The 23343-nt window shown below is 69.9% G+C and carries 25 protein-coding genes; 14 read left to right on the top strand and 11 right to left on the bottom strand.

Annotated elements, in window-relative coordinates; translation table 11 throughout:
* Positions 1-81 precede the first annotated feature (81 nt).
* From BLQ75_RS23345 to BLQ75_RS04905, 3 genes are all read left to right on the top strand, one after another.
* Positions 82-231, top strand: coding sequence for a hypothetical protein (locus BLQ75_RS23345; protein WP_170837325.1), 150 nt, complete (start codon positions 82-84; stop codon positions 229-231).
* A 69-nt stretch (positions 232-300) separates the two neighbouring features.
* Positions 301-624, top strand: a complete 324-nt coding sequence (locus BLQ75_RS04910; protein ID WP_092598304.1) for a hypothetical protein — start codon at positions 301-303, stop codon at positions 622-624.
* 514 nt (positions 625-1138) lie between these two features.
* Positions 1139-1495, top strand: a complete 357-nt coding sequence (locus BLQ75_RS04905) for a nucleoside triphosphate pyrophosphohydrolase family protein (protein ID WP_092598301.1) — start codon at positions 1139-1141, stop codon at positions 1493-1495.
* Between the two features lie 256 nt (positions 1496-1751).
* Here the strand turns inward: BLQ75_RS04905 and BLQ75_RS04900 are convergent, their stop codons facing one another.
* Positions 1752-2714, bottom strand: coding sequence for an HpcH/HpaI aldolase/citrate lyase family protein (locus tag BLQ75_RS04900; RefSeq protein WP_092598298.1), 963 nt, complete (start codon positions 2712-2714; stop codon positions 1752-1754).
* A gap of 190 nt (positions 2715-2904) precedes the next feature.
* Here BLQ75_RS04900 and BLQ75_RS04895 point away from each other — a divergent pair, with 190 nt between their 5' ends.
* From BLQ75_RS04895 to BLQ75_RS04885, 3 genes are all read left to right on the top strand, one after another.
* Positions 2905-4203, top strand: coding sequence for a magnesium transporter MgtE N-terminal domain-containing protein (locus BLQ75_RS04895; RefSeq protein ID WP_170837324.1), 1299 nt, complete (start codon positions 2905-2907; stop codon positions 4201-4203).
* Complete coding sequence (locus tag BLQ75_RS04890) at positions 4196-4750, top strand: DUF1003 domain-containing protein (RefSeq protein ID WP_092598295.1); 555 nt, start codon at positions 4196-4198, stop codon at positions 4748-4750. Before BLQ75_RS04895 ends, BLQ75_RS04890 begins: the two co-directional genes overlap by 8 nt.
* Before the next feature lie 99 nt (positions 4751-4849).
* Entirely contained in the window at positions 4850-5989 is a 1140-nt protein-coding gene (locus tag BLQ75_RS04885; protein ID WP_092598292.1) for an Mrp/NBP35 family ATP-binding protein, read from the top strand.
* A 168-nt stretch (positions 5990-6157) separates the two neighbouring features.
* On the opposite strand, the gene BLQ75_RS04880 is transcribed toward BLQ75_RS04885, so the two are convergent.
* Positions 6158-6751, bottom strand: coding sequence for an O-methyltransferase (locus BLQ75_RS04880; RefSeq protein WP_244515240.1), 594 nt, complete (start codon positions 6749-6751; stop codon positions 6158-6160).
* Positions 6752-7293: 542 nt separating this feature from the next.
* On the opposite strand from BLQ75_RS04880, the gene sigE reads away from it, so the two are divergent.
* The 4 genes from sigE to BLQ75_RS04860 all read left to right on the top strand — a co-directional run bounded on the left by sigE (position 7294) and on the right by BLQ75_RS04860 (position 11014).
* Entirely contained in the window at positions 7294-7968 is a 675-nt protein-coding gene (sigE, locus tag BLQ75_RS04875; RefSeq protein ID WP_244515239.1) for an RNA polymerase sigma factor SigE, read from the top strand.
* Entirely contained in the window at positions 7965-8711 is a 747-nt protein-coding gene (locus tag BLQ75_RS04870; RefSeq protein WP_170837323.1) for an anti-sigma factor family protein, read from the top strand. The genes sigE and BLQ75_RS04870 overlap by 4 nt, the downstream gene beginning before the upstream one ends.
* A 210-nt stretch (positions 8712-8921) precedes the next feature.
* Positions 8922-10514, top strand: coding sequence for a trypsin-like peptidase domain-containing protein (locus BLQ75_RS04865; RefSeq protein ID WP_092598289.1), 1593 nt, complete (start codon positions 8922-8924; stop codon positions 10512-10514).
* 86 nt (positions 10515-10600) lie between these two features.
* Positions 10601-11014 carry a sec-independent translocase gene (locus tag BLQ75_RS04860; RefSeq protein WP_092598286.1) on the top strand — a complete coding sequence of 138 codons (414 nt, stop codon included), beginning with the start codon at positions 10601-10603 and terminating at the stop codon, positions 11012-11014.
* A 463-nt stretch (positions 11015-11477) separates the two neighbouring features.
* On the opposite strand, the gene BLQ75_RS04855 is transcribed toward BLQ75_RS04860, so the two are convergent.
* Entirely contained in the window at positions 11478-13004 is a 1527-nt protein-coding gene (locus BLQ75_RS04855) for a leucyl aminopeptidase (RefSeq protein ID WP_092598487.1), read from the bottom strand.
* Positions 13005-13248: 244 nt separating this feature from the next.
* Positions 13249-13416 carry a DUF3117 domain-containing protein gene (locus tag BLQ75_RS04850; protein ID WP_019853228.1) on the bottom strand — a complete coding sequence of 56 codons (168 nt, stop codon included), beginning with the start codon at positions 13414-13416 and terminating at the stop codon, positions 13249-13251.
* A gap of 453 nt (positions 13417-13869) precedes the next feature.
* On the opposite strand from BLQ75_RS04850, the gene BLQ75_RS04845 reads away from it, so the two are divergent.
* Complete coding sequence (locus tag BLQ75_RS04845; protein WP_092598283.1) at positions 13870-14658, top strand: enoyl-CoA hydratase-related protein; 789 nt, start codon at positions 13870-13872, stop codon at positions 14656-14658.
* A gap of 105 nt (positions 14659-14763) precedes the next feature.
* Here BLQ75_RS04845 and BLQ75_RS04840 read toward each other — a convergent pair whose 3' ends face one another.
* The 4 genes from BLQ75_RS04840 to BLQ75_RS04825 all read right to left on the bottom strand — a co-directional run bounded on the left by BLQ75_RS04840 (position 14764) and on the right by BLQ75_RS04825 (position 16705).
* Positions 14764-15333, bottom strand: a complete 570-nt coding sequence (locus tag BLQ75_RS04840; protein ID WP_092598281.1) for a DNA-3-methyladenine glycosylase I — start codon at positions 15331-15333, stop codon at positions 14764-14766.
* The gene (locus tag BLQ75_RS04835; protein WP_244515238.1) at positions 15330-15791 is read right to left on the bottom strand and encodes an SRPBCC family protein; all 462 of its coding nucleotides are present in this window, start codon (positions 15789-15791) and stop codon (positions 15330-15332) included. Before BLQ75_RS04835 ends, BLQ75_RS04840 begins: the two co-directional genes overlap by 4 nt.
* Positions 15792-15887: 96 nt before the next feature.
* The gene (locus BLQ75_RS04830; protein ID WP_092598484.1) at positions 15888-16235 is read right to left on the bottom strand and encodes a DivIVA domain-containing protein; all 348 of its coding nucleotides are present in this window, start codon (positions 16233-16235) and stop codon (positions 15888-15890) included.
* Positions 16236-16369: 134 nt separating this feature from the next.
* A complete protein-coding gene (locus BLQ75_RS04825) occupies positions 16370-16705 on the bottom strand; it encodes a PadR family transcriptional regulator (RefSeq protein ID WP_092598275.1) in 336 nt (111 codons plus the stop codon).
* 249 nt (positions 16706-16954) lie between these two features.
* Here BLQ75_RS04825 and BLQ75_RS04820 point away from each other — a divergent pair, with 249 nt between their 5' ends.
* Together BLQ75_RS04820 and BLQ75_RS04815 are read left to right on the top strand one after the other, a co-directional pair.
* Positions 16955-18709: a hypothetical protein gene (locus BLQ75_RS04820; RefSeq protein WP_139182906.1), complete on the top strand. Its 1755-nt coding sequence runs from the start codon at positions 16955-16957 to the stop codon at positions 18707-18709.
* A complete protein-coding gene (locus BLQ75_RS04815; RefSeq protein ID WP_092598269.1) occupies positions 18706-19062 on the top strand; it encodes a hypothetical protein in 357 nt (118 codons plus the stop codon). Before BLQ75_RS04820 ends, BLQ75_RS04815 begins: the two co-directional genes overlap by 4 nt.
* A 132-nt stretch (positions 19063-19194) precedes the next feature.
* Here the strand turns inward: BLQ75_RS04815 and BLQ75_RS04810 are convergent, their stop codons facing one another.
* Both BLQ75_RS04810 and BLQ75_RS04805 read right to left on the bottom strand, forming a co-directional pair.
* Positions 19195-19767 carry an LOG family protein gene (locus tag BLQ75_RS04810; RefSeq protein ID WP_092598266.1) on the bottom strand — a complete coding sequence of 191 codons (573 nt, stop codon included), beginning with the start codon at positions 19765-19767 and terminating at the stop codon, positions 19195-19197.
* A gap of 171 nt (positions 19768-19938) precedes the next feature.
* The gene (locus BLQ75_RS04805) at positions 19939-20790 is read right to left on the bottom strand and encodes an LOG family protein (protein ID WP_211481155.1); all 852 of its coding nucleotides are present in this window, start codon (positions 20788-20790) and stop codon (positions 19939-19941) included.
* A 392-nt stretch (positions 20791-21182) separates the two neighbouring features.
* On the opposite strand from BLQ75_RS04805, the gene BLQ75_RS04800 reads away from it, so the two are divergent.
* On the top strand, positions 21183-22181 hold the full coding sequence (locus BLQ75_RS04800; RefSeq protein WP_244515237.1) for a slipin family protein: 999 nt from the start codon (positions 21183-21185) through the stop codon (positions 22179-22181).
* A 12-nt stretch (positions 22182-22193) separates the two neighbouring features.
* Here BLQ75_RS04800 and dapE read toward each other — a convergent pair whose 3' ends face one another.
* Positions 22194-23285, bottom strand: coding sequence for a succinyl-diaminopimelate desuccinylase (gene dapE / locus BLQ75_RS04795; protein WP_092598263.1), 1092 nt, complete (start codon positions 23283-23285; stop codon positions 22194-22196).
* Positions 23286-23343 lie beyond the last annotated feature (58 nt).

Below are 23343 nucleotides of genomic sequence, written 5' to 3'. Positions count from 1 at the left end.
CCCGGCCGGGTGCTCGAAACAGGACCCCGCGCCACCCGGCCGGGCCCTCCCCCACCGCAAACACCTTCCACCGAGGACCGCATGTTCAGGAAATTAACGACGCTGTTGATGCTGGCCGCTTTCGGAGCGGTCTTCTACCTCGGCTACCGCGCAGGGAACGGATCGTTCGACTCCCCGCCGTGGCAGCCGGACATCACAACCCCCGTCGTGGTCGAACGCCTCATCCCCTGAAACAACGCCCCGCGTGATCCCCAGCCGGGGGTCACGCAGGGCAGGTCAAACCGAGCAGGACCCGTCATCATGCCCAGAATCTCCCCGACCACCACCATCCTGCTCCGCGAATGCGCCGGAACCGGACTGGCCACAGCCGCCTTCGCCTACAGCGGATGGATCACCGCCGTCACCATCGCCGACCTCCTCACCCACCTGACCCACCCCGAGCAACTCCAGGTCGAACTCCACGCCCTCTTCGCCGCTCTGGACTGCCTCACCTGGTGGGCAGGGGTGGGCGGACTGCGCCTCGCCGGATGGCGAGCGACCTGGCCCGTGGCCGTCGGCCTGGCACTCACCGCCGTCTCCGCGATCAAGGTGGTCGCCGTGGGGCTGACAGGCCACTACGCCTGACAGGAACACCGCCCGGAACGCCGCCGCCTCCAACGGTGGCATTCCACCCACACCGAACACCGAATTCGTGCCGCACCTCGGTGGCACGTCGTCATGCTTGAAAACGCCGGAATTCGACGATTCCTTTTTCGTTGCTGAACCCCGAACACAGGATGAACGTCATGGAGCAACTCGTACGCGAGGTTCGTAGCTCGGGAAAACCGCTCAACCCGCCTCACCTAGCTGTCCATCACGGACGCTCGCACACCACACCGGACTCGATTTCCTCGCCGACAAAGGTCATGGCGCACAACAAGACCGTGACCTGCTCCCCGGCACACGGTCGAACCACCCCGCGACAGCGCGAAACCATCGCTGACCACCACGACCACCACCGAGGCTCTCGGCTGGGTGATCCAGCACCCCGCACAGGATGACCGACGCTCGATTGACGCTGCTCCAGCCCCTCCTCACCCCAGCGGCACGGGCCGATACAGTGCCGCCTCATCCGGCCCTACCGACTCGAAGGACCACGATGCGACCACTCCCTGCCAAGGCGACACTGGCCGAGATCCAGCGCTACGTCGCCGAGATGGAACTCGAACGCGGCTTCGCCGACAGCACCGTGCTGGAGCAGTCCCTCAAACTCGGCGAGGAGTACGGCGAGCTGTGCAAGGCCATCCGCGAGCGATCCGGCCTCGCGGTCGAGACCGGTTCGGCGACGGGCGACGTCGGCGGCGAACTCGCCGACATCCTCATCTACCTCTGCGCCATCGCCAACCGCCTCGACACCGACCTCGATCAAGCCCTACGGGCCAAGGAACGCGCCAACGAGACACGCACCTGGACCTCGGCTCCACGAGAAGCGGCCGACACCGAGCACCCCGCATAACCGACAACCACTCCCGGCGAACCAGCACCGACCCGGCACGAGGGCGACCACGCCTCACGCCGGTGGTTCGCGAGAACGCGACCAGCGGCACGCGTCGCGGGCGCGTGGGACGCCGTCCGATCCCGGCGGCGGTGGCCACGGCGCGTACCGCTCGCCCCGTCGCTCCGCGGTACCGCCCCCGACCGGAACACGTCCGGCACCGGCTCACGAGAAGCCGAGGGCTCCGCACCCGACAACCCCGACGAACGGGCCCGGTTCACCGCTCCACGGGAGGGCGCCAGGGGTCCTGTCTGGTGAGTCCGGCGGCCCGCCCCTTCGCGGCCACCACCAGCGCCATCTTGCGCGATGCCTCGTCGATCATCTCGTCACCGAGCATGGCGGCCCCGCGCTTGCCCCCGGCCTCCGAGGTGTACCAGGCGTAGGCGTCGAGGATGTTCTCCGCCCTGTCGTAGTCCCGCTGCCTCGGCGAGAACACCTCGTTGACCGCGTCCACCTGGTCGGGGTGCAGCACCCACTTGCCGTCCAGGCCGAGCGCCGCCGTGCGACCGGCGACCCGACGGAGCCCCTCGACATCCCTGATCTGCAGGTAGGGGCCGTCGACCGCCTGCAGCCCGTTGGCGCGGGCCGCGGTCAGCAGCCGCATCAGCACGTGGTGGTAGGCATCGCCCACGTCGTAGCCGGGAGGCTGCTCCCCCACCACGAGGGAGGGCATGTTGATCGAGGCCATGAAGTCGGCGGGGCCGAATATCAGCGCCTCCAGCCTGTCCGAGGCGGCGGCTATCGAGTCCACCGCCGTCAGCCCCCGCGCGTCCTCGATCTGAACCTCGATGCCGATGCTCCCGGCGGGCAGCCCCAACGCCCGTTCGATCTGGGTGACCGTGAGATCGAGCCAGTGCACCTGGTCGGCGCCCGTGACCTTGGGGAGCATGACGGTGTCCAGCGAGCCGCCCGCCCCCTCCAGCACGTCCACCACGTCGCGGTAGGCCCACCGGCTCTCCAGGTCGTTGATCCGGACCGTGCGGATCCGGTCGCCCCAGCCTCCCTCGTTGAGCGCGGCCACGACCGTCTCGCGCGCCTGCTCCTTGGCCAGCGGCGCCACCGCGTCCTCCAGGTCCAGGAAGAACTGGTCGGTCGCCAGCCCCCGCGCCTTGTCGATCATCTTCGTGCTGGAACCGGGCACCGCCAGACAGCTGCGGCGGGAACGCTGCGGAACGACCACCTCGGGTACTCCTTCGTTCGGGGACGCCGATGAGCATCCCTAGCAGACCCCGCTCACCCCACCCGATACCGCCCGCCTCCCGGCGCTTCCCGGCGGCTCGGGGTGGCTGGCGGCGGCACGAACCGCCTCCTGGTCCACGCCCCGCGTTTCGCCACTGCTCACCCCCGGAAAAGCAACTAGCCTGATCGACGTGGCTGGCAGCAGCAGGGTGTTCGCGGCGCGCATGTCCGGCCTTGTGGTGTTCGGCCCCGACGGACAGTCCATCGGCAAGGTCCGGGACGTGGTGGCGGGGCTGCGCAAGGACCGGCAACCGCCGCGCGTGCTCGGGCTGGTGGTCGAGGTCGCCACGCACCGCCGCATCTTCGTGCCGATGTTGCGGGTGACCAACATCGAGTCCAACGCGGTGCTGCTTTCCACCGGCAGTGTGAACATGCGGCGGTTCCACCAGCGGCCCAACGAGGTGCTCGTGCTCGGCCAGCTGCTGGACGCGCGGGTCACGCTGCTTCCCTCGCAGAAGCCGGCCGTGCTCATCGACGCGGCCCTCGAACAGCAGCGCAACCGGGAGTGGCAGCTCGGCAAGGTCGCCGTGCACGCCCGGACGGGGCCGCTGGGACGGCGGGGGCCGGTGCAGGTGCTGGCCTGGGACCAGGTGGCCGGACCGGCCGCCGCGCAGCTGACGGAACAGCCCCAGGAGGTCAACGAGCTGCTCAGCGTCTTCGACGAGATGCGCGCGGTCGACGTGGCCAGCGCGCTGCACGACCTGCCGGAGAAGCGCAGGTACGAGGTGGCGGAGGCGCTGGACGACGAACGGCTGGCCGACGTGGTCGAGGAGCTGCCCGAGGAGGACCAGAAGGACCTGGTGGCTCACCTCGGCGAGGACCGGGTGGCCGACCTGCTGGAGGCCATGAACCCGGACGACGCCGCCGACCTGCTGGCCGAGCTGGCCGAGCCGGACAAGGAACGACTGCTCACGCTGATGGCCCCGGAGGAGTCCGAACCGGTCAAGCGGCTGATGAAGTACTCGGCCGACACGGCCGGGGGACTGATGACCTCCGATCCGGTGATCCTGGCACCGGACGCCACCGTCGCCGAGGCGCTCGCCCGGGTCCGCAACGTGGAACTGCCCGTGGCGCTGGCCAGCATGGTCTTCGTCTGCCGCCCGCCGTCGGAAACCCCGACCGGCCCCTACCTCGGCTGCGTCCACATCCAGCGGCTGCTGCGCGAGCCGCCCGCCAACCTGGTGGCCGGGGCGGTGGACACCGATCTGGCCAGCCTGGCGCCCGGGGCCAAGCTCGCCGAGGTGACCCGCTACTTCGCCGCCTACAACCTCGTCTGCGGCCCCGTGCTGGACGACCAGGAACACCTGCTCGGCGCCGTAACCGTCGACGACGTGCTGGACCACCTGCTGCCGGAGAACTGGCGGGAGGGCGGCCTCCCCGACACCGACACGCCGGTCGTCGAACCCGAAACGGACGGCGAGGATGCCTGAACTGTTCCCGCGCAGGCGGATCGACCAGCCGCGCAGACGCCACCGCCCCGCCCTGGAGGTGGACCCGGAGCTGGTCGGCAAGCTCTCCGAGCGGTTCGCGCGCTTCCTGGGCACCGGCAAGTTCCTGTTCTGGCAGACCGTGTTCGTCAGCGGCTGGATAGCCGTCAACCTGACGGCGGTGCGGCTGGCCTGGGACCCCTATCCGTTCATCCTGCTGAACCTGGCGTTCTCCACGCAGGCGGCCTACGCGGCACCGCTGATCCTGCTCGCGCAGAACCGGCAGGACGACCGCGACCGGGTGTCGCTGGAGGAGGACCGGGCGCGGGCCGAACGGACCAAGGCCGATACCGAGTACCTCGCGCGCGAACTGGCCGCCCTGCGGCTGGCCGTCGGCGAGGTGGCGACCCGCGATTACCTGCGCGGCGAGCTGGACCGGCTGCGCGACGAGCTGCCCGGCACGGAGAGCGCCGAGAGCAGGCGCCGACGAAGCGGTGGGCAGGGTGACGGCGAACGGGGCGGTGAGGACGGCGGGCACCCCGAGCGGTGATAATCCCGACAGCCACCGGTCGGGCTGTGAAGCCGCGGGTACTCGCCCGTAACATGTGTGGTGGCACACCAGCTCAGGAAAGGTCGGTGTCGCGTAACCGTGACCACTACGCAGCCCACTCCCACCGAGGACGCGGTGCGGCAGGCCCTCACCAAGGTGGAGGACCCGGAGATCCACAAGCCGATCACCGAGCTCGGCATGGTCAAGGACGTCACCGTCGGCTCCGAGGGTGACGTCAAGGTCGGCGTGTACCTGACGGTGCAGGGTTGCCCGATGCGGGAGACCATCACGCAACGGGTCGACTCGGCCGTCTCCGAGGTCACCGGGGTCAGCTCGGTCGAGGTGGAGCTCGACGTGATGAGCGACGAGCAACGCACCGAACTCCGCAAGCAACTGCGCGGCGACTCCGAGGAACCCCGCATCCCGTTCGCGGAGCCCGGCTCGCTCACCAGGGTCTACTGCGTCGCCTCCGGCAAGGGCGGCGTCGGCAAGTCCAGCGTGACGGTCAACCTGGCGGCCTCGATGGCCGAACGCGGGCTCTCCGTCGGGGTGGTCGACGCCGACATCTACGGCCACTCCGTGCCGCGCATGCTGGGCACGGAGAGCAAGCCGACCCAGGTCGAGAACATGATCATGCCGCCGCAGGCCCACGGCGTCAAGCTGATCTCGATCGGCATGTTCACGCCCGGCAACACCCCGGTGGTCTGGCGCGGCCCGATGCTGCACCGCGCGTTGCAGCAGTTCCTCTCGGACGTCTTCTGGGGCGATCTGGACGTGCTGCTGCTGGATCTGCCCCCGGGCACGGGTGACGTCGCGCTCTCCACCGCCCAGCTGATCCCGAACGCGGAGATCCTGGTGGTGACCACCCCGCAGCAGGCCGCCGCCGAGGTCGCCGAGCGGGCGGGCGCCATCGCGATGCAGACGCGGCAGCGCATCGCGGGTGTGGTGGAGAACATGTCGTGGATGGAGCTGGCCGACGGCCAGCGCGTGGAGGTGTTCGGCAGCGGGGGCGGTCAGATCGTGTCCGACTCGTTGACGCGTTCGGTCGGCTCGGACGTCCCACTGCTGGGGCAGGTGCCGCTGGACACCCGCCTCCGGGAGGCCGGCGACAGCGGTTCCCCACTGGTGCTGGAGGATCCGGAGTCACCAGCGAGCCAGGTGCTGGCCGAGGTCGCCAGAAAGCTCTCCACCAGGGCACGAGGACTGGCGGGACAGCTGCTGTCCGTCTCGCCCGCCTGAGAAGGTCCCTGAGCGAGCCGAGATCGGCCGGCTCTCCTGGCCGGTGTCGCGACCGGGCGTGGAGCGGGCGACGATTTCGCGAGGGTTCACGCTGCCCCGGTGCCAGGGCCTGCTCCACGATTCGCCGGACCGTTCCCGGACCGGTTCGCCGGGGCTTCCGCCGCCGGATCAGGTGCGGGCTATGGCCAGCAGACCGCTGCCTATGGGCAGGGCCACGGGAACCAGCCTGGGGTCCTCGTGAACGGCGTGCAGGATGTCGCGGGGTATCCGCGGTTCTCCCGGCGCCTCGAATCGCCCGTCACCGGGCTGGTGGGTGAACGCGCCGTTGAGGATCAACGTGGCCCCCGGTCGCAGCAGCGGAGCGGCCAGTTCGAGCAGTTCGGCCAGCCGCGAGGTACCGACCACGATGTGCACGAGGTCGTAGCTGTCCTCGGCGAGCCGGGGAAGCACTTCCGAGCCCACTCCGGTGATCATCCGAAGGCGGCTGGCCGACAGCCCGGCTCCGGTCACCGCCTCGCGGGTCGCCCGCTGTGCCTCGGTGTCGAGTGTGATAAACGTCAGGGTGCCCTCCGGGACCATCCCCCCGCACAGGGCCAGTGCGGTGGACGCCGACCCCGCGACCTCCACCACCGCCTTGGCACGCAGCACCGACGCCAGAAAGCGCAGCATCGCCTCGGGCGAACCGAACCGTTCGTCGGCGACGTCGTCGGTCATCGGCGGATCACCGACCAGTTCCACCGGGGGTCGGCCGGTGTTCGGCATGCGGCCGGGGAAACCCCCGCCGCGGTCGCGGGGTGGCGGAGCGCCACTACCCATCGGCACGGGGGAGGAGATCTCGGGTTGCACAATTGCACAGGTTATCGTCGTGGGAGTGGCTACCCGGCGAGGTGGGGTACAACGATCACGTAACCTCTGCCGACCACCGTGGAAGCCCGGCGGCACCTTACGTGCGGCGTGATCCCCGACGGCGCGGTCCGGCCGCGCGCTCCGGGCTTCCGCTCCGGGATCGGTGAGACGGGTTCGCCCCGTTCCGGACCACCGGCCCCGGACACCTGCCCTCACCCGGAAGGTGGAGCCGCCCCGGAACTCTCTCCCGTGCCCGACGGGAACAAGTTCTCAGAATCTTCTCAGGCTCTTATAACGGTCACCTAATCCCGGGAACGCACAGTGGGGGAGTCATAGTCGGCGGGTTTCCCGAACACGCGGCCGCGGTGCCCGGCACACGGCCGCGATGTCGGGAACAAACCGGCCGAGGCGATCGTTCTACCGGGCGCAACCGCCCGCAGGAGGTGCCTTCTCGCCACATGGCCACCCACACGGCAGCACCGAGCCCGACTCCACCGCACGCCACGGGGACGGCACGGTCCGACAGCGAAACCACGATCCCCCGCCCGGTGGCTTCGGAGGAGCACGGCGAACAGCCGGTGGTCTCTCCGGACGAGACCGCCGCCAACTGGACACCCCCGTCGTGGGAAGAGGTGGTCCGGGAACACGCGGATCGGGTGTATCGACTCGCCTTCCGACTGTCCGGCAACAAGCACGACGCCGAGGACCTGACGCAGGAGACCTTCATCCGGGTCTTCCGCTCGCTGGCCTCGTACCGTCCCGGCACCTTCGAGGGCTGGCTGCACCGCATCACGACCAACCTCTTCCTGGACATGGCGCGCAGGCGCTCCAGGCTCCGCATGGAGGGGCTGCCGGAGGACACCGATCGCATCCCGGGACGCGGCCCGAGCCCCGAGCAGGTGTTCCAGGACACCCACCTCGACCCGGACCTGCAGGCGGCGCTGGAAGAGCTCTCCCCCGAGTTCCGCGCGGCCATCGTGTTGTGCGACGTCGAAGGTCTCTCCTACGAGGAGATCGGAGCTACACTCGGCGTCAAGCTCGGGACGGTGCGCAGCAGAATCCATCGGGGCCGACAGTTGCTGAAGTCGGCGCTGGAGGCCCATCGGGAACGTAGCCGGGAGGAAACAGTATGACCGGTCTTCGAGGGTGGGGGCTGTCCGAGCAGCACCTGGCGCTGGACGCACTGGTCGCTTTCGTGGACGGCGAGCTCAGCCCGAGTGCGCACGACCGGGCCGCCGCGCACCTGGCCACCTGCCCGAGCTGCGCCACGGAGGCGGACGCGCAACGGCAGGCGCGTTCGGCCGTGCGAACGGCAGAGACACCTTCGATCTCACCGCAGCTGCTGCGGACGCTGCAGTCGATCCCCACCACCGCCGAGCTGCCGGAACAACCGGACAACCTGGCACTCAGCGAGGACGGTCAGCTGGTCACGCTCAACCGGCGTACCGGCGACTCGAAGTCGGCTCCGCTGGGAACGAGTACCCCGTTGGGAAAAGGTTCCGGCCGATTCGGCTCCGTTCCGGAAGGCGGATCGGTACCTCTCGGTAGTGGAACGCAGCACTCGAAGACCGGCGGACGACGCGCCAAACAAAGCGCTGGGGTGGTGTTCTCCGGCCTCGTGCTGGGGGCGCTGGCCTTCATGAACACCCCGATGGACGGAGTGCGTGACCCGTCCCCCGCCGTACCCGATCCCGCTCCCCAGGAAGGCGCGGTGGAGGACGCGGCAAGCTCGGCCGGATCGAACGCGGGAGTCTCCGAGACAGCCGCGGCGGTGCCCACCGCGGGACCGACGACGGAGACTCCGACGACGAGCGTCTCCTCTTCACCGAAAGCGCCGGTCAGAACCTCGGCCCCTGTCCCCGGTCCCGCTTCCTGAGCTCTCCCCACCACTTCCGAGAGACTCGATCCAACGAGGACTTCACTTCCCGTGGCCCACGATGGAACGCGCGCCGAAGTGTCGAACGCGGAAGGAGTCGGAGGGCTCCCGTCGAGCGGCGAGATCCCACTCCGGTGAGCGCGAGGTCTCCTTCGTGTGATGCACTCATGGGCGGCGGCCGAACCGACATGTGCTTACGACCGGGGAGCGATGAGCGAGCAGCCGAGGACATCCGCGAACCAGGGGGAGCCGCGAGGACATTCGGGCGCGGACGGCCCCACCACGGACCTCCAGCGAGAAGATCCCGCGGAGCGCGACGCGTCCGGGCCACAGCATTCCGCCGCGGGCGGCGAGTCAGCCGGTCACTCGGCCGAAGCGGCCGTCTTCGGCAGGCCCGAAGGCGTCAGGGGTAGCTTCGCCCCCAGGGGAAACCCCGCCCCCACCGCACGTGTTTCGCACGCCCCACCCGCTCCGGAGTCACTGGCGAAGGCGTTCGGCCGCCCGGCCGACGCCCCCGAACCGCTGCAACGCGCGCCCTGGGATCCGGGCCCACACCAGCCCGGTGAGAGCGACCCCTCCGAACCGGTGTTCTGGAGCGAGCGGGGCGAGCAGGACCCCTGGCGCGATCCGACCGCCGGAGCCGTGCTCGGCGACCCCGCCCAGGAGAGGGACCGGACCGAGCCGACCACGACTCCCGAGAACGGCCCGCTGCTGAGCGCGCGCGAAGTGCTGTTCGGACGCAGGGTCCGACCCCGCGCCCTGCTGACGCTGGGGCTCGTGGTGCTGCTGGTCGGAGCCGTGGGGGGATTCGTGGGGCGGCTGACCGCCGAGGAGGGCAATCCGCTCACCGACCCGAGCGTGACGCTGGCCAGCGTGCAACCCGGCACCGAGCGTCCAGCGGGCTCGGTCTCGGGCGTCGCCTCACGTGTGCTTCCCGCCGTGGTCTCGGTCGAGGTGAGGCTGGGTTCCGAAGGCGGAACCGGTTCGGGTGTGGTCATCGACGGCAAGGGCTACGTGGTGACGAACAACCACGTGGTCTCGATGGCGGCGGACACGCCGAACGCGAAGATATTCACAGTGTTCTCGGACGGCACCCGCACCCCCGCTCGCATCGTCGGACGCGATCCGCAGACCGACCTCGCGGTACTCAAGGTTGAGGTCAGCAACCCGACCGTCGCCCAGCTGGGCTCCTCCGAGGAGCTGCGCGTCGGGGACAGCGTGCTGGCGATCGGTTCCCCGCTGGGACTGGACAGCACCGTGACGCGCGGGATCGTCAGCTCATTGGACAGGCCGGTTCGGCTGGCCGGTGAGGGCACCGACACCAACGCGGTGATCGACGCCATCCAGACGGACGCGGCCGTGAACCCCGGTAACTCGGGTGGTGCGCTGGTGGCAGGCAACGGCGCTGTGGTCGGCATCAACACGGCGATCAGGACGCTGGGCACGGGCGGCTCCGGCGGCTCGATCGGCCTGGGATTCGCCGTCCCGATCGACAAGGTCCGCCAGGTGGCCCAGCAGTTGATCCGCACCGGAGAGGTCGAGCACGCCGAGCTGGGCGTGGACGCCAAGTCGGTCACCGACGGCACGGCCGACGGGGCTCAGGTGCAGAACGTGCGGCAGGGCAGCGCGGCGGAGGCCGCCGGGCTCGCCGAGGGCGACGTGATCACCAAGGTGGGCGACCGTGAGATCGACGGCGCCGACGAGCTGGAGGTCGCCGTGGGCGAGCACGACGTCGGAGCGGTCGTCGCGGTGACGGTGGTGCGTGACGGCAACGAACTCGTCCTGGACGTCACCCTCCAGTAGCGGGCAGAGTTTGGATAGGCTTAGCCAGGACAGCAGTTCCCGCCCCGCTGGGCGGGGGACTACGCGACGCCCCGGAAGGAGTCGAGGTGTTCGATAGCATCGGCTGGGGTGAGATACTCGTTCTCATCGTCGCCGGTCTGTTCATCCTCGGACCCGAACGGCTGCCTTCCGCGGCGGCCTGGCTGGGTAAGACGGTTCGTCAGGTCCGCGAGTACGCGACCGGAGCGCGGGACCAGCTGCGTTCCGAACTGGGGCCGGAGTTCGACGACCTGCGCAAACCCTTGGAGGATCTGCGCGGCATACGCGACTTCGACCCCCGGCGCGCGGTGAGCAAACACCTGTTCGACGACGAGAACCCGCTCGACGGGTTCACCAACGGCAACGGGACGGGCGCGAACGGGCACAAGCCGCACTCGGACGCGCCGCGCCCCTCGAACCATCGACAGCAGCAGCCCCTCGAACCGGGCGAACGCCCCCCGTTCGACTCCGACGCCACCTGAGCGGCGCGGACGGCCCAGCGCCCGAGAGGACGTAGCGGAACTCGCGCGGGTGGCCGGTTTCCGGCACGTGAGTCGCCGCCTCGCCGCGTCGCGAGGTACCCCGAGTAACAGCGCCTACACGCGCACCGCTGCCTCGCGACGCATTCGACTCACACACCGGGGCCGAACACGCTGCCTCGCTCGCGAGGTCGCCTCCCGACGACGGTCTCGGTGGAGGCGGTTTCACGAGAGAGCGCCGCGCCTTCGGCGCTCCCGATGTCGATCTCCCGCGAAATCGCCGGGCCGCTTCGGCGCGGAACGAACTCCGGCCGCCCTCGCGACCGGCACCGCCGCGGGTTCTCCGGCGAGTACCTCACGAAGACGGCCGGAGACGTTGTGTACACCTACCCGACGTCTCCGGCACCCGCGGCGGGGCGCCGCCGGAGGTTCCGCCGAGCGGCCGGCTACGGACCCGAGCCGCCGCTCAATCCTCCAGGCCGGCGACGAATTCGACGAGGGTCCGCGCGGCGAACCCGGTGGCCCCCGCCACGACCTCGTCGTAGGCCTTGTCGGCCCGCGCCGGACCGGCGATGTCCAGATGGGCCCACGCCAGGTTCCCGGTGAACTCCCGCAGGAAGAGGGCCGCCATCAGCCCGCCGGGCCCCTGCCCCGCCTGCTTGACATCGGCGGTGGTGCCGCGAACGTCGGCCGCGTGGTCCTCGGAGAGCGGCATCGGCCACCAGCTCTCCCCGGTGCGCTGCCCGGCTTCGCGCACCCGCTCACCGAGCCACTCGTCGCTGCTGAACACGCCGCCGGTGCGCAGTCCCAGGGCGACCTTCATCGCACCGGTCAGCGTGGCGACGTCGACGAGCAGGTCGGGCTGGTGGTCGCGCACCGCGTAGCCGAGAGCATCGGCCATCACCATGCGCCCCTCGGCGTCGGTGTTGGCGACCTCGGTGGTGGTCCCGTCGTAGTGACGGACGACGTCACCGGGACGGTAGGCCGAGCCCGAGACGTGATTCTCGGCCATCGGCACCAACGCCGTCACCCGTACGGGGAGCTCCATCCTGGCGATGGCGAGCATGGCGCCGATAACGGCACCGCCTCCCGCCATGTCGGTGCGCATCATCTCCATGCCCTCGGCCGGCTTCAGCGAGATGCCCCCGGTGTCGAAGGTGATCCCCTTGCCCACGAGCACGACGTGCCGGGCCTCGGCGCCGTTGCCTCCGGCACCGCCCCAGGTCAGCTCCAACAGCCGTGGCGGCCTGGCCGAACCGCCACCGACGGCGAGCACACCGCCGAACCCGTGCTCGGCCAGCCACTTCTCGTCCCGCACCGTGGCGTCGAGCCCGGTCACCGGAGCGGCCATGGCGGCGGCGGTGCTCGCCAACCAAGCCGGATCCTTGATGTTGGACGGCGCGTTGGCGAGATCGCGAGCGACGGCGGTGGCCGAGGCCCACTCCCGCGCGCGCCGCGCGGCGTTGCGCAGCCGTGCCGTGTCCTCACCCTGGCGGGCCACCAGGAGCACCTTGCGCAACCTGGGCGGCGCCGGACGCCTGCTCACCTTGAAGTGGTACTCCCCCAGCGCCAGCCCCAGGGTGAGCGCGCTCACCAGTTCCGGAGTGGCCGACGCCGGCAGCCGGAACTGCACGTACTCCACGTCCAGTGCCTCGCCGAGATCCTCGGGGTCGTCGCCCTCGCCACCGGAGTCCCCGATGCGGGCGCGGATGGTCCTGGCCAACGCACCGCCCGCCGTGCGCCAGCGGGCCGGTTCCCCGTCACCGACACCGACCGCCCAGCCGAGGCGCCCGTCCGACAGCGGCAGCGTGCGAACCTCGCCCACCTTGCCGCTGGTGCCCAGCGCCCGCAGCGTCGCGGTGTCGAGGTCGAGCGACTCCGCCGCGGTACCGAGATCCGGTTCCCCGTCGACGTCGGCCACCGGGACCGCGGCCGGGATTCCCTCACCCCACCGCTCGACGACGTCTACTTCGACCAGGGCGGTCGGAATCACGGGAAGAACGGCTTCCGCACTGGAAGCCGCGGGAGCGGAACCGGACACTGCGGCACCTTCCTGATCTGGTTGTTCGGTTGATTCGCGCTGGTTCCCCAGCTGTGAGGATCACGCGGTGGAGGCCGTCACCGGCGGTCGCCCCCGCACCGAGCCGGTGCACCGGCGGAATGAACCCGGCACCGGGGGCGCCGGGATCGATCTTCGGAGGGGCGAGGCGTGACCCGCCGGTCACCTCACGGCGGCCTCAACCGGTGACCGAGTTTAGAGCCTCGCTCAGATTCGTGGCCTCCTCCATCGTCATCTCGACGACAAGACGCCCACCACCCTCGAGCGGGATGCGCATCACGACTCCGCGCCCCTCCTTAGTCACCTCGAGGGGACCGTCACCGGTCCGGGGCTTCATGGCCGCCATAGCGTGCTCCCTCCGTGAACTCATCCCACCGACTGGTCACCGGACCAGCCTTTGCCCTACATTCTCCCCCATCCGGACGCACCCGCGAAACCGAACCGATCAACTTCCGTCCGTGTTGCGCTGCTCGAACAACGCGACCGGACGACGGGCCCCGTCAGCATGTCCCACCAGTGGGCGAGTCGAACCCCTCGCGGGCAGAGCCGCCGAGCCGGACGACTCCCCGGCGAGAAGTGGGAAACAGCACACCGGACATCCCATCACAGGTGACGAATCGCGGCCTCCGCCCCGGTCAGCACGAGAAACCACCGGAGTCCGACCACCACGGGCGCACCGCTACCCCTCACCCGAGAGGGGCTCTACTGTGGAGCCGGAGCGAACTGGTTCGACCGTGGTGAGCATCACATCGAACACGGGTGGGACGACCACCCGAGCCGAGAACGAGGGAGACTTGACGTGACCGAGGTACTGCTGACCGAGAACATCGACGGCGTCCGTCGAATCACACTCAACCGGCCGGATTCGTACAACTCGCTCACCGTGGAACTCAAGGAGCGGTTGATCGAGGCGTTCCGCGGGGCCGCCGCCGACGATTCGGTGCGGGCGGTGGTCGTCACCGGCTCGGGCAAGGCGTTCTGCGCCGGTCAGGACCTCAAGGAGCACATCAGTCAGCTGGACTCCGGTGACGACACTCCGATGCGCACCGTGGAGGAGCACTACAATCCGCTGATCCGCGCGGTGACCACGCTGCCCAAACCGGTGATCGCCGCGATCAACGGTGTCGCGGCCGGAGCGGGCGCCTCGTTGGCCTACGCCTGCGACCTCCGCGTCGCCGCGGCGAACGCCAAGTTCGTGATGTCGTTCGCCGACGTCGGGCTGTCCACCGACTCGGGAGCCTCCTGGACCCTGCCGCGCCTGGTCGGCTACGGCCGCGCGATGGAACTGCTGCTGCTGGGCGAGACCGTGACGGCGGAGGCGGCCGAGCGGATGGGCATGGTCAACCGCGTGGTGGCCGCGGGAGAGGCCGCCGACAACGCCACCGAACTGGCGCGGCGCATGGCCACCGGCCCGACCAGCGCCTACGCCAGGATCAAGGAGACGATGCTCGCCGCGGCGGCCGAGGGACTGGACGAGACCCTCGACGTGGAGGCGGGGGCTCAGAACCAGTGCGGAAACACGCACGACCACCGGGAGGCCGTGGACGCCTTCGTCGCGAAGCGCTCCCCGGAATTCACCGGTCACTGAAGGGTCCGTCGAACACCCCGCCGGAGAGACGGGGCCACGCCCATCACCTGTCCCTCCTATCCCGGAACAGGCCGGGCGGCTCGGGGGAGCGGACCGCCCGGTGACTCACTCGGCGAGCCAGCACTCGGCGACGTGGTCGTCGACCATCCCCGTCGCCTGCATCAACGCGTAGCAGGTGGTTGGGCCGACGAAGCGGAAACCGCACCCACGCAGCCGGGCCGACATCGCGCTGGACTCCGGGGTGTTGGCGGGCACCTCGGCCGAGGTGCCCGGACGTGTCCGCGCACCCGGCTCCGGGGCGAAGGACCACAGCAGCTCGTCCAGCGGGCGGTCCAGTTCGAGCACGGCCCGGGCGTTGCCGACGATCGCGTCGATCTTGGCCCGGTTCCGCACGATGCCCCGGTCGGCGAGCAACCGCTGCCTGTCGTGGTCGTCGAACTCCGCCACCCGCCGGGGTTCGAAATCGGCGAAGGCCGCCCGGAACGCCGGACGCTTGCGCAGGATGGTCAGCCAGGACAGGCCCGACTGGAAGGACTCCAGGCACAGGCGTTCGAACATCGCCCGCTGCCCGTGCACCGGCTTTCCCCACTCGGTGTCGTGGTACTGCCGATAGTCCGCCGGTTCGGCGCCCCAGTGGCACCGCTTCCTGCCGTCGTCACCGGTGATCGCGCTCACCGCGCCTCCCGACCTCCCTCGTGGTCCCGACAGAACACGGCGAAGGAACGCAGCGAACGTCGCAGTCCCCACGCGACAGCGGGGGCCGCCAACGGCCAGGCGATCGCGAGCACGGCGGGAAACTCGAACCTCTCCCACCACGCGAACCGGCTGCGCCCCGCCCCGAGGGGTTCCACGGTGAAGCCACCCGTTCCCCGAATCAGGTTTCCGGTGTGCCGCACGGCACACTCCGAAGGAGGCTGCCACAGCTCGATCCGCATCGTGTCGAGCACCCCCAGTGACCCGAGACCGGTGAAGGCTGCCAGTTCCGAACCCGGGCCGTCTCCCCCGCCGCCGGTCACCCACACCCGGGTTCCCGTCATCCACTCACCCTGCCTGGCCCAGTCGGTCGCGGCGGCCCATACCACCTCCGGCTCGCGCGGTACGGACACCTCGACCCGCAGCAGACGTTCGATCATCGTTTCCACCTCCCCTCCGAGGCATCGGGCCCTCCGAGGCATCGGGCGCGGTCTCCGTTCGGCGACGTCCGTCCCCGGCGAGTCCCCGCCGTTCCGTCACTCCCGCCCGGTGGAACCGTCCCCGTCCCGCGAACGCCCGGAACTCTCGACCTCCCGGAGCGACTGTTCGAGCGAGGCCACGCGCTGCCGCGCGTCGTCGAGCTCGTCGGCCAGCCGATCCAGCGCCCAGTCCACCTCGGAGGCCTTGTAACCGCGGAAGACCTGCTGGAAGCGTAGTGAACGCACGTCGTGGCCAGTCACGGGTGGCGGTGGTAACCGGGTCGGTGTGGCCCCCGGGCGCAACGGCTCCAGTTCCTCACCGCGCCCGAACACGAGAACGGCCAGCAGGTAGACCACCGCCGCCACCGCGAGCACGATCACGACGTAGATGAGTGCACTTGCCACAGCACAGATCGTGGCACGCCGCTCCCCTCCGAGCGCGGAGACCGGTGCGCGCCCCCGCGCCACCATCCCCGTGGGCTCCCCGAGCCGGAGCACACCGCCCTCGTCCGAGCGGCCCGGCCCCGGCCGAAGCGCCGCTAACCGACGGAGGCGGTGCGCGACCCGAGCACGCCGTCTATGGCCGCCGTGAACTCGCGCCAGGCTCGCCGCTCGTCGTTGAGGGTGCGCATCCCGGACTGCGTCAGACTGTACGTTCGCCGCTGTCTGCCCCCGACCGTGCTCCACTCGCTGCGGACGTAGCCCGCTCGTTCGAGCCGCCGCAGCGCCGGGTACACGGTTCCGGTGGGCAGCGACACGGCCCCACCACTGCGTTGTTGCAGTGCCTCGATGATCGCGTAGCCGTGCAGCCGCTTGCCGTCCAGTGTGGCCAGTAGCAGTCCGTCCAAGTGACCGCGGAGGGCATCAGCTTTCACGGGTAGCCACTCTACGTTCCCGGGTGGACACTGTCACCGCCTTTCCCGCAAGAGACTTAGGTCCCGTGACCGCACCGGGGCATTGCTCCCACTCACCGGAGAAGGACTCGTCCGTCGTCCGGCACGGCCCGAGCACCGCCCCCGACTCTGCTCCGTTCGAGTGAGTCACACGCGATCCGCCACCGGCGGGGAGAACCGACGTGGAAGATCAACCCGTAGGTACGGACTCCCCTCGCGATGAGGTGATCGATGCAACCACCCCCGCAAGGTCCCGGCGAAGGAACCGACGAGCGGTCACACCCGGCTCGCCACCAAGAGGTGGACAGCCACCTCGTGGCCGCCGTGCACCTCAAACCGGAGCTGGCCGACCGCCTCATCGACAACTACACGAGCGCCCCGCGCGAGGCTCTCCCCCCACCGCAGGGCACCGACGCGGTGAACGTGCTCACCCAGGCGCTCACCGCCCGCCGCAAGCGCCGGATACGTGACGTCCTGTTGCTGGTGCTGACAGCACTGGCCGGCCTCGCTCTCTTCCCCTACACGGTGATGTTCCTGCTCGGTCTGGCCACGTTGTGGCTGTTCTGGTCCCTGACCTTCGGAGCACGTCGACAACTCCTCGGACCAGCCCCGAAAGCGCGCACCGACGAGGAACAAGCCCACCCGTTGGGAGTGCTGATCACCAGTGTCTTCCTCAGCGGCGCGTTCGCGGCACTGTCCTTCACCACGCGAGTCTCCGCATCACTGAGCTCCGAGCGAAGCACCTACTACTCGGAACCCGACACGTTCCCACACCCGTCCATCGGGACCACGCTGCTCGCCCCCGTCCTGCTGTTCGTGCTCTGCCTCGTGGCGATCCTCGCGATCCTGCTACTGGACAAGTGGGTCACCAGGCACCTGGTGGCCAGTCACGGCGGCAGTATTCCCCTCGGAACCAACCCGCTGGTCGCGGGAACGGCGAACTCGCTGATCAGCGGTGTCCGGCACCGCTACGGGGGACTGCTGGCGGCGGTCGCCCAACGAGGCGACGAGCGCACGGTGCTGGCGCACGCGGGATGGGACGCCTTCGTCGGGTACGGCGAGAAGGTCAACGCCTGGACGTTGCCGCTGGTGCTGCGCACCCGCTCGGAGGAAACCGATCCACCGGTACTGCGCCCCAGGGAGGTCTACAGCGCGGTGACCGAGGAGCTGCGGTCGATGTGGGACTCTGACCTGCTCGCTCCGGGCAGGAGACTGCGCGGGCTGACCGTGGGACCGCTCGTGGTCGTCAACACCAGGGGACTGCGCGAGAACCTGAACACGCACACCGCCCGGGCGCTGCTGTCGAGCGAAACCGGGCAGCCGGTGGACCGGACCGACGCGGAGACGTTGAACCAACTGATAGACGAGGATTTCGAATGGGTCCGGCACTTCCAGCACAGTTCCGTGATGAGCTGGAACTCCGACCAGCTGATCTCCACGATGTTCAACATCGGGTGCGACAACCGCACGCTCTACCTGGAGTGGAACGCCTACTGCCTGTACCCGATGGCACAGCGCTACCGGCTGGCGGGTTTCCTGCGGCCGTCCGGGAAGCAGGTCGTCGCGGCGACGCTGCTGGAGTTCCTCCAGTTGCTGGGCAGCCTGGTATGGCGGGCGAAGAACCTGAACAGGGCGACCGATCCGACTACGGGGAAGTCGTTGCCCGGCCGCGACCGGAACGTGCGAAGCATCCGGGAACTGGTCGCCGAGGAGCACTGCGCCAACGAGTTCCAGGACCTGGACGGACAGCGTCACATGACCCTGCTGGAGGAACGCACCCTCTCCGCGGTGCGCAACCACCTCTCCGAGCGCGGTTTCGACACCGAGGGGCTGGAACAGCACACCACCCAGATCATCAACAACACCAGCAACAGCTTCAACAACTCGCAGTTCCTCGGACCGCAGAACTTCGGTGAGGGAGGTTCGGCGGTTTCCGCACCTCACCGCCACGCTACGTCCGGCGGCGTTCGTAAGGAGAGCAATTGACCGAGAGTGGACAGACGTTCAACTTCGAGGGGAACTCGTTCCACGGGCCGCAGAACTTCGCTCCCGGTGGGAGCGCCTACACAACCCAGGGTGACGGGCAGCGGGGAGAACTCGACCGGCTGCGCGAGCTCGTAGCGGAGTTGGTCGAGTCGCTGTCGCGGTACTCCGACGGCGACGTCAACAGCGCGCGGGCGTACGACCAGGCCAGCGAGATGGCCGAGCTGTTGGAGGAGACCTCCCCCGACGGGGAGAGCGTCCGGAGGAAATGGTCCAGACTGCGCCCACTGCTGGAGACGCTGGGAACCGTCGGTTCGGTGGCCTCGATCGCGGGACTGCTCGGCAACCTGTTCTGATCCGGCGCCGCATCCGCACGAACCCAGGCCGATGACGAGCGCCGGGGGGCCGGGGTCCGCCCCGGTCCCGGCGCGCGGACGAGATCGACCGGGCGATGCTCGGCGGGTTTCCGCTCCCGGCCGGGGAGAACGTCACCCCGGCACGCAGGCCCGCAGCGCCGACTCCACGTCCTCGACCACCGTCAGCGCGTCCAACGACCCCTGGGAGGCGAATCCGGACGCCACGAGGTCGCGGCTCCAGTCGAGCAGCGGGCGGTAGTGCCCGTCGGGGTCCAACAGCACCACGGGCTTGGTGTGCATGCCGATGTAGCGCGAGGTCCACACCTCGAACAGCTCCTCGCAGGTACCTATCCCGCCCGGCAACGCGAGGAAGGCCGTGGCGTGCGCGTCCATGAGGCCCTTGCGCTCCCGCATCGTGTCCACCACCAACAGCTCGTCGGCCTCGGTGTCGGCCACCTCCCGGTCGACCAGTTCGCGGGGGATCACACCGACGGTACGGGCCCCGCCCGCGCGGGCGGCCCGGGCGACCTCACCCATCATCGACACCCGGCCACCACCGGAGACCAGTCGCCAACCGCGTTCGGCGATCCCCGCGCCCACCTCTCCGGCGAGCCGGACGTACCGTTCCGGAACCGGACGCGACGCGCAGTAGACGCACACGGTGACCCGTCCGGCTTCCCACTGCTCCTCGTCATGCTTTGTCATCCTGCCTCCGCACAACTCGTACCGCCGCGAACTCCGGCACGGCGAGCTCTTCGGGGAGCCCCGCCGGGACTCCGACTCGACGTGGTCACCACCCGGTGCCGCGGCCGGGACGGGAACCTGCGCGCGGTCCCGCCCGGTGAGCGGCCGACGAGCGCCCGGTGAGGAGCCGGGTCAGTGGGTCGCGTCCCAGGCCGCGTAGGCCTCCTCGACCACCCGTACCGCGTCCTCGACGTCGTCGGTCAGGTGCAACAACCCCAATTCCTGATCACCGATCTTACCGCTGGAACGCATGGTGTCGCGGATCCAGTCGTAGAGGCCCTGCCAGTAGGAACGTCCGAACATCACCACGGGGAACTTGGTGACCTTCTTGGTCTGCACCAGGGTCAACGACTCGAAGAGCTCGTCCATGGTCCCGAATCCGCCGGGCAGGCACACAAAGGCCTGGGCGTACTTGACGAACATGGTCTTGCGCGTGAAGAAGTACCGAAAGTTGACCCCGAGGTCGACCCACGGGTTCAGTCCCTGTTCGAAGGGGAGCTCGATCCCCAGCCCGATGGACAGCCCACCCGCCTCGGAGGCCCCTCGGTTGACCGCCTCCATGGTGCCGGGACCGCCACCGGTGATCACCGCCGATCCGGTGCCCGCCAGGGCCGATCCCAACCGGACGCCCTGCTGGTACTCCTCGTGCTCCCTGGGGGTACGGGCGGAGCCGAACACGGTCGTGGCGCGGGGCACCTCCGCCAACGCGCCGAACCCCTCGACGAACTCGGCCTGGATCCGCATCACCCGCCACGGATCGGTGTGCACCCAGTCGGCCGGTCCCCGGGAGTCGAGCAGTCGCTGGTCGGTGGTGGTCGGCTCCCCCATCCGGGATCGACGCAGCACCACCGGACCACGCTGCTTCTCGTGCGGGTACTCCCCGTCACCCCCGAGGACCTCCCCCACCGGTTGCTGCTCGCCGTCGTCGGCGTGCTGGGCTCCGTTGCCTTCCGGGCCGTGGTGTCGCTGACCGTCGATCGTCATGGCACCGAGCTTATGCACTCCCCGTGAACCCGAGATGATGTCCCCGGGACGGATGACGGTCGATCGGCCCAACCCACTGGGCCGCCCGACCGAAAGTCACCCCACCACGAGGACGTGACCGGGGTAACATCCATGGCAGGCGAGCCGTGGCCCCACCGCACGGGTGCGGTTCCCACGAGTTCGCTCGCGGCGGAGCACCGCCCCAGCGATCACCGGCTCGAATGCCCCGAACGAGGGGCCGCCGTCACGGCTCGGCACGAACCGGTAGGGGAGGACTCCGAGACCGCCCCCCGCTCCCGGCGGCCGGTCCCCGTTCACGTGGGCGGGCCGACTCGCCGACCGTGCGCACCGGCCGGAGCGGGGAACCAGAACCGCCTCTGCGGGAGTCGGACATGATCATCGAAGTACTCATCGGCGTGCTGGTCGTTCTCGCGCTCCTCGCGGCCTCCAGTGTGCGGATCATCAGGCAGTACGAACGAGGTGTGGTGCTGCGCTTCGGCCGGCTGCGACGCGACGTCAGGCAGCCGGGACTGACGGCGATAGTTCCCGCGGTCGATCGGCTGCGCAAGGTCAACATGCAGATCATCACGATGCCGGTACCAGCTCAGGAGGGCATAACCAGGGACAACGTGACGGTGCGGGTGGACGCGGTCGTCTACTTCAACGTCACCGACCCGACCCGAGCGGTCATCAACGTGGAGGACTACCTGTTCGCCATGGGGCAGGTGGCCCAGGCGTCACTGCGTTCGATCATCGGCAAGAGCGACCTGGACGACCTGCTGTCGGACCGGGAGAAGCTCAACCAGGGACTGGAGGTGATGATCGACAGTCCCGCGTTGAACTGGGGAGTGCACATCGACAGGGTGGAGATCAAGGACGTCTCGCTGCCCGAGGCGATGAAGCGTTCGATCGCGCGCCAGGCCGAGGCGGAACGGGAGCGGCGTTCGCGGATCATCTCCGCCGACGGCGAGTTCCGGGCGTCCCGGAAGCTCTCGGAGGCCGCTTCGGTGATGGAGCGGACCCCGGCGGCGCTGCAACTGCGACTGCTGGAGACCGTCGTCGAGGTCGCCGCCGAGAAGAACTCCACCCTCGTGCTTCCCTTCCCGGTCGAGCTGCTGCGCTTCGTGGACCACACCGGCGAGGGCTCGGCCGGGGAGGGCGAAGCGGCCACGGACACCTCGGCGGAAGAAGGCGCCGGAGCCGACCTCTCCGAGAGCGCCGAACAACCGACCCCGGCCGCCACCGGGCCTCACGAACTGCCGGAGGAAACCGGAGCGGGCGCCGTCGGCCGGGGCGAGGCCCCCGGATCGGAGGCCGCCCCCTCGCCCGTCCCGGAGCAGTCCCAGCGGCACGGGGAGCGACCGGAGACGGCGCGTTCCGGCCCCACCTGAGCGCCCGCCGATTCAGCCCCGCTCGTCGGCGCCCAGCGCCCGCCGCAGCACCTCGGCGCAGTGCCGGATGTCGGCGGCCGCCACGTTCTCCTGCTGGGTGTGGGCCAGCGTCGGCGAGCCGGGGCCGAAGTTCACCGCGGGCATCCCCCGAGCGGCGAACCGCGCCACGTCGGTCCACCCCAACTTGGCGACCGGGGAAGTCCCCGAGGCCCGCACGAGTTCGCTCGTCGTCTCCTCGGCCAGCCCCGGGTGCGCGGCCCGCGCCGCGTCGACCACGGTCACCTCGAAGCCGTCGAAGAGCTCCCGCACCCGCCGCTCGGCCTCGTCCAGCGAGGTGTCCGGGGCGAAGCGGTGGTTCACGGTGACCACGCACTCGTCCGGTACGACGTTGCCCGCGACACCACCGCTGATGCCGACCGCCTGCAGCCCCTCGTGGAAACGCAGTCCGTCGACCTCGGGCCGACGCGGGGTGTACTCGGCGAGCCTGCGCAGCACGGGCTCGGCCGCGTGGATCGCGTTGTCGCCCATCCAGGCACGCGCCGAGTGAGCCCGGACGCCGCGGGTACGCACCTCGACACGGAGGGTGCCCTGACACCCCGCCTCGACGGCCGCGTCGGAGGGTTCGCACACCACGGCGAGCTGACCGTCCATCCATTCGGGAAGCTCGCTCTCGACGCGGTTGAGGCCGTTGCGGTCGGCGGAGACCTCCTCGCAGTCGTAGAACACGAAGGTCAGGTCGTGTCGTGGCCGGTCGAGTGTGGCGGCGAGGTGCAGCATCACCGCGTCCCCGCCCTTCATGTCCACCGTTCCGCAGCCGTGCAGCACTTCCCCGTCCCCGCTGCCGGAACGGCGCAGCGGGAGGTTGTCGTTGACGGGAACGGTGTCCAGGTGGCCCGCCAGCACCACCCGGGACGCCAACCCGAGACCGGTGCGGGCCAGCACGGCGTTTCCGCTGCGCACCACTTCCAACCCGGGCGTCTGCGAACGCAGCGCCCCTTCGACGGCGTCGGCCAGCTCGGCCTCCGAGCCGGAAACGCTCGGGACGTCCACCAGCGCGGCGGTGAGTTCGACCGGGTCGGCTGTGAGATCCAATCGCGGCGTCACGCCACGCAGCCTACCGCCCGGCGCACACCGGTGCGGCCGCGGCGACTACCGTTTTTCA

This window comes from Actinopolyspora xinjiangensis (assembly GCF_900104475.1).
GTDB lineage: Bacteria > Actinomycetota > Actinomycetes > Mycobacteriales > Pseudonocardiaceae > Actinopolyspora > Actinopolyspora xinjiangensis.
This window is presented reverse-complemented; position numbering and strand designations above follow the sequence as displayed.

Excerpts from the sequence above, each read along its gene's own strand:
- BLQ75_RS04905 (WP_092598301.1), top strand. The coding sequence starts at position 1,139 with ATGCGACCACTCCCTGCCAAGGCGACACTGGCCGAGATCCAGCGCTAC.
- BLQ75_RS04870 (WP_170837323.1), top strand. The coding sequence starts at position 7,965 with ATGACCGGTCTTCGAGGGTGGGGGCTGTCCGAGCAGCACCTGGCGCTG.
- BLQ75_RS04910 (WP_092598304.1), top strand. The coding sequence starts at position 301 with ATGCCCAGAATCTCCCCGACCACCACCATCCTGCTCCGCGAATGCGCC.
- BLQ75_RS04850 (WP_019853228.1), bottom strand. The coding sequence starts at position 13,416 with ATGGCGGCCATGAAGCCCCGGACCGGTGACGGTCCCCTCGAGGTGACT.
- BLQ75_RS04810 (WP_092598266.1), bottom strand. The coding sequence starts at position 19,767 with ATGACAAAGCATGACGAGGAGCAGTGGGAAGCCGGACGGGTCACCGTG.
- BLQ75_RS04835 (WP_244515238.1), bottom strand. The coding sequence starts at position 15,791 with ATGATCGAACGTCTGCTGCGGGTCGAGGTGTCCGTACCGCGCGAGCCG.
- BLQ75_RS04880 (WP_244515240.1), bottom strand. The coding sequence starts at position 6,751 with ATGCCGAACACCGGCCGACCCCCGGTGGAACTGGTCGGTGATCCGCCG.
- sigE (WP_244515239.1), top strand. The coding sequence starts at position 7,294 with ATGGCCACCCACACGGCAGCACCGAGCCCGACTCCACCGCACGCCACG.
- BLQ75_RS04865 (WP_092598289.1), top strand. The coding sequence starts at position 8,922 with ATGAGCGAGCAGCCGAGGACATCCGCGAACCAGGGGGAGCCGCGAGGA.
- BLQ75_RS23345 (WP_170837325.1), top strand. The coding sequence starts at position 82 with ATGTTCAGGAAATTAACGACGCTGTTGATGCTGGCCGCTTTCGGAGCG.
- BLQ75_RS04805 (WP_211481155.1), bottom strand. The coding sequence starts at position 20,790 with ATGACGATCGACGGTCAGCGACACCACGGCCCGGAAGGCAACGGAGCC.
- BLQ75_RS04820 (WP_139182906.1), top strand. The coding sequence starts at position 16,955 with ATGCAACCACCCCCGCAAGGTCCCGGCGAAGGAACCGACGAGCGGTCA.
- BLQ75_RS04800 (WP_244515237.1), top strand. The coding sequence starts at position 21,183 with ATGATCATCGAAGTACTCATCGGCGTGCTGGTCGTTCTCGCGCTCCTC.
- BLQ75_RS04890 (WP_092598295.1), top strand. The coding sequence starts at position 4,196 with ATGCCTGAACTGTTCCCGCGCAGGCGGATCGACCAGCCGCGCAGACGC.